This window comes from Aneurinibacillus danicus, assembly GCF_007991215.1.
GTDB classification, from domain to species: Bacteria; Bacillota; Bacilli; order Aneurinibacillales; family Aneurinibacillaceae; genus Aneurinibacillus; species Aneurinibacillus danicus.
This window is the reverse complement of sequence record NZ_BJXX01000234.1, coordinates 1-4,638: the sequence shown is the minus strand read 5'-3', so window position 1 is coordinate 4,638 and position 4,638 is coordinate 1. Positions and strand designations below refer to the sequence as shown.

The window sequence follows — 4,638 nt, the reverse complement described above, 5'->3', positions numbered from 1 at the left end:
TAATGGCTTGATACTATGATTGATCATGAGGTTCACCACAAAGGTCAATTGTTTCTTTACGCCCGGTTAATTGGAATAGAAAAGCTTCCTTTTTTCATTACTCAACCTCCTAAACAGGAGAACATAAAAACTTATGAATGAGAAGATTGATCTTCGCCTTCGGTGTTGATACCGAAGGCTTTTTCGATGCAGGAATTCACCATAGGTAGTCTCTAAACCAGACGAGCTGGTGAAAAGCATACATAGCGGTCTGCTGAATGTTCGGGCGGAAGAAAGAAAGCTCTTGGTGAAAGAGCCGGATTATCATTTCACCTGAACATCAGACAGAAAGTCGTCCGACATGCAGCCGAGTCTTTTATTGTATCCTGAAAAAATTACCAATATAGCAAGTGTATAATTTCTTTCCTATGAGGGATTTTAAGATTAGCAATAACCATCATTCTCCATAGGAGGAATTATCTCATGGCTCAACAACAAAGCGGAAACAGAAATGAATTGCTTGTTCCACAATCGGAACAAAGATTGGAGTTATTAAAGTGGGAAATTGCAACAGAGTTAGGTATTCAATTAGGCGCTGACCAGACTTCCCGCCTAAACGGTTCTGTAGGTGGAGAAATGGTTCGACGCATGATAATGATGGCAGAACAACAATTAAGCGGACGTATTTAGTCATTGTTATTCTATATTAAAAAAGCACACCGTTTACCATGACTGCATAACTTAAATTAGCGAAGCCAGCGTAGGGAACAGTCAAATCCTCTGAGGGAATGTCTCAGGGGATTTTTAATTTTTATACACATCGTAATGAATCTTATCGAAAATTAAAAAAAAAACGAAAATTGTTTTTATGAATATATAAATACCATGAACATAAAGACAGGAGGTTTACCATGAGTATGGTCGAAATGATTCCTCAACGCCTATATGTCGGGGGAAGGATAAGCAAGGATGATTGGAGATTTATTCAAAAGAATATAACCGTCATCATAAATCTTCGAACCAAACCTGATATGCTACCGTTTGACTTTAGGAATAAAATTATGATTTGGGCCCCATTAAATGTTATGAAGGCCCCCAATCTGAATTGGACTATTCCATTCATCTATAGAATAAATACTTTATTCGACAGTGGACATAGAATCCTGATTCATTGCCTGTTAGGAAGGGAAAGAAGTGGTTTTGTTATAACTGCTTTTTTTATGCAAAAGTTTGGACTGAGCCGTGATGAAGCACTCAAACTTGCTAGGCGACGAAAGCCCAATTTAACTCCTCCGCGTCATTATATGTTGTTATTGTCACAGTATGAAGATTATCTTCGAGAAGAGTAGACAGATTCAACTTAACCAGCCTCAAACATGTTTTTACAAGTAAGGAGAAAACAGTTTGGTTGTCAGAATCTTGACTCTACTTTCTTGCTCGCTCTATACTGGCTACTGATGTCATAAGCCTGGCAAAATAAAAATGGTCAATCAGAAAAATCTGGTTGACCTTATAATACGATCGATTCCTGTTAGCCAACCATGTTCCACTCTCCAGCACCACAGATTATAAAAATCATCTATGTAGATAGGAACGGGCAACTCAGCCAGCGGAAGATCCGATTGCTGTCGGTGAAAGACGGAAGGATTCGGACGTATTGCTTCAAGCGGAGAGCGACAAGATACTTCTCAGTTGAAAACGTGCTGGCGATGCGGCCAGCGAGAGAAAAGAGAACGAGTTAAAAAAGACCCGGCGCACAGCCGGATCTTTTTTCGGCAAAGAAAGTTTAAAGTGATTAAATTTTTCATCCATTTTGCAAGCGAAGAAACACTTGCGAAGCATGTGTCAAATGTTGCTTTTTCCTTACTTCAGTTTATCATTTAAAACGTTTTCCTCTAAGACAGAAAACTTATCACCATACGTTCTGATAATATGTTTTTCCCCCCAAGCACATAAAGAATCTAAAATCTCCTGTAGACTCCATCCATAATCACTAAGCTCATATTCTACTTTTGGGGGAATCTGATTGTAAGCAATTCGATTGATAATTCCATCTTCCTCTAATTCCCGCAATTGCTGAGTTAACATTTTTTGTGTAATTCCAGGCATAAGACGTTTTAATTCACTTGTACGTTTTTTGCCACGGGTTAAATGACAGAGGATTACGCATTTCCATTTTCCTCCGATGACTTCTAGTGTGGCTTCAACTGAGATATTATATTTCTTCTTTGTCATTCTTTTCTCCTTTCTACTCTATAGGTACTTAGAAGTTCCTATACAACTTTTCGGTACCTATATTACTTAAAAGTGCTTACTTCCCCTTTGGATTTATATACCCCATAATAGCATTTGTCAGCCGGTTTTACCTATACCTTTTCAATTATATAGGTTGTTTGAAGGGGGGGGCAATACAACAAGATAACCAGGAGGAAGCAGCATGCTAAAAGACATAATACGATGATGATGCAATCCGGTCAGGTTGTATGGAAATCCAATAATTATGTAAAGTTGAACATGAGGGGGATATATGAGCACTAATCACGTTACTCAACAAGAAACAACTGTAGATAAAAAACGAAGTACGTTAGCATTGTTGGCATTAGCGATTAGCGCGTTTGGAATTGGAACAACAGAATTTATTAGTGTAGGGCTATTACCACTGATAGCTCGCGATTTGCAAATTTCAGTTACAACAGCTGGTTTAACCGTTTCATTATATGCGCTAGGAGTAGCCGTTGGAGCACCTGTGTTAACATCGTTAACGTCCACTATGTCACGTAAAGCACTATTGATGTGGATTATGATTATATTTATTACTGGTAATAGTGTCGCAGCTGTATCTACAAGCTTTAGCATACTTCTTGTCGCTCGTGTTATCTCGGCATTCTCACATGGAGTATTTATGTCTATTGGTTCTACAATTGCAGCGGATCTTGTGCCGGAAAATCGCCGGGCTAGTGCAATCGCCATTATGTTTACAGGTCTTACTGTTGCCACAGTTACAGGGGTTCCGCTCGGGACTTTTATCGGTCAACATTTTGGCTGGAGATTTGCATTTGCTGGCATTGTAGCGGTTGGGGTAATCGCCTTAATCGCGAACAGTATGTTAATTCCATTTCATTTGCGTAAAGGATCACCAGCTTCATTCCGTGATCAGCTAAAACTCATCACCAATGGTCGTTTGCTTCTTATCTTTATTATTACAGCGTTAGGGTATGGTGGCACGTTTGTAACTTTTACGTATCTGTCTCCATTATTGCAAGAAGTTACAGGTTTTAAAGCGGATAAAGTCAGTATCATTTTATTTGTATATGGAATTGCCATTGCGATTGGAAACATCATTGGCGGTAAGCTATCTAATCGAAATCCAATCCGTGCATTGTTCTATATGTTCATCGTACAAGCTATTGTATTGTTTATTTTAACATTCACTGCACCATTTAAAATTGTGGGATTGATTACTATTATTTTCATGGGATTGTTAGCTTTTATGAACGTACCAGGATTACAAGTATTTGTAGTTATGCTTGCACAGCGTTTTGTTCCAAGTTCTGTAGATGTCGCATCTGCGATTAACATTGCAGCATTTAACATAGGGATCGCAATGGGTTCATATCTAGGTGGAATTGTCACAGAATCAATGGGACTGATTCATACTGCATGGGTGGGAGCCCTTATGGTAGTAGGTGCTGTTCTTCTTACAGGCTGGAGCAGGGTGCTTGAAAAGAAAGATCGGGGGCAATTAGTCGCGTAGCGTAATTTTATATAATAATATAGTTTTAATCATAACATTTGGGAGGTCATCTTATTATGATACAGAGCTTACAAGATACAACAACGTTGCATAACGGTGTAAAAATGCCATGGGTTGGTTTAGGGGTATTTAAAGTGGAGGAAGGTCCTGAACTGATAAACGCAGTAAAAACAGCTATTAAACATGGATACCGCAGTATTGATACGGCAGCTATTTACAAAAATGAAGAAGGGGTAGGACAGGGAATACGAGAAGGAATTAAGGAAGCTAGTATTTCTAGAGAAGACCTATTTGTGACATCAAAAGTATGGAATTCGGACCAGGGATATGAATCCACCCTGGCCGCTTTCGAAACAAGCCTAAATAAACTTGGTTTAGATTATCTGGATTTATACCTTATTCATTGGGCTGTAGAAGGAAAATACAAAGAGACGTGGAAGGCACTCGAAAGGATTTATAAAGCAGGAAAAGTACGCGCGATTGGAGTAAGTAACTTCCAGATCCATCATCTGCAAGATCTAATGCAGGATGCTGAAATTAAGCCAATGGTCAATCAAGTGGAATACCACCCGCGTTTAACACAAAAAGAACTACAAGCATTTTGTAAGGAACAAGAGATCCAGTTAGAAGCTTGGTCTCCATTGATGCAAGGTCAATTGTTAGATAACCCTACATTACAAAAGATTGCGGACAAGTATGATAAATCAATTGCACAAGTCATCCTGCGCTGGGACTTGCAAAATGGTGTGGTGACCATTCCGAAATCTACAAAAGAACATCGCATTATTGAAAATGCAAATATATTTGATTTTGAGTTAACGAAAGAAGACATGGAAAAAATTAATTCCTTACATGATAACCATCGTGTGGGCCCGGATCCGGATAACGTTGACTTTTAATTAGGG

General features: G+C 38.8%; 6 protein-coding genes. 5 read left to right on the top strand and 1 reads right to left on the bottom strand.

The window, feature by feature from the left end:
• Positions 1–15: 15 nt before the first annotated feature.
• From ADA01nite_RS21275 to ADA01nite_RS21265, 3 genes are all read left to right on the top strand, one after another.
• Positions 16–141 (top strand): DinB family protein, encoded by a 126-nt coding sequence (locus tag ADA01nite_RS21275; protein ID WP_349679045.1) that lies wholly within the window; start codon positions 16–18, stop codon positions 139–141.
• A 321-nt stretch (positions 142–462) separates the two neighbouring features.
• Entirely contained in the window at positions 463–669 is a 207-nt protein-coding gene (locus ADA01nite_RS21270) for an alpha/beta-type small acid-soluble spore protein (RefSeq protein ID WP_146812432.1), read from the top strand.
• Between the two features lie 221 nt (positions 670–890).
• Positions 891–1,328, top strand: coding sequence for a dual specificity protein phosphatase family protein (locus ADA01nite_RS21265; RefSeq protein ID WP_146812431.1), 438 nt, complete (start codon positions 891–893; stop codon positions 1,326–1,328).
• 514 nt (positions 1,329–1,842) lie between these two features.
• Here the strand turns inward: ADA01nite_RS21265 and ADA01nite_RS21255 are convergent.
• Positions 1,843–2,214 (bottom strand): winged helix-turn-helix transcriptional regulator, encoded by a 372-nt coding sequence (locus tag ADA01nite_RS21255; protein WP_146812429.1) that lies wholly within the window; start codon positions 2,212–2,214, stop codon positions 1,843–1,845.
• Positions 2,215–2,506: 292 nt separating this feature from the next.
• Between ADA01nite_RS21255 and ADA01nite_RS21250 the strand changes: the two genes are divergently transcribed.
• Together ADA01nite_RS21250 and pgoN are read left to right on the top strand one after the other, a co-directional pair.
• Positions 2,507–3,733: an MFS transporter gene (locus ADA01nite_RS21250; protein WP_146812428.1), complete on the top strand. Its 1,227-nt coding sequence runs from the start codon at positions 2,507–2,509 to the stop codon at positions 3,731–3,733.
• Positions 3,734–3,789: 56 nt separating this feature from the next.
• Positions 3,790–4,632: a glyoxal/methylglyoxal reductase gene (gene pgoN, locus ADA01nite_RS21245; protein WP_146812427.1), complete on the top strand. Its 843-nt coding sequence runs from the start codon at positions 3,790–3,792 to the stop codon at positions 4,630–4,632.
• The last annotated feature ends 6 nt before the right edge of the window (positions 4,633–4,638 follow it).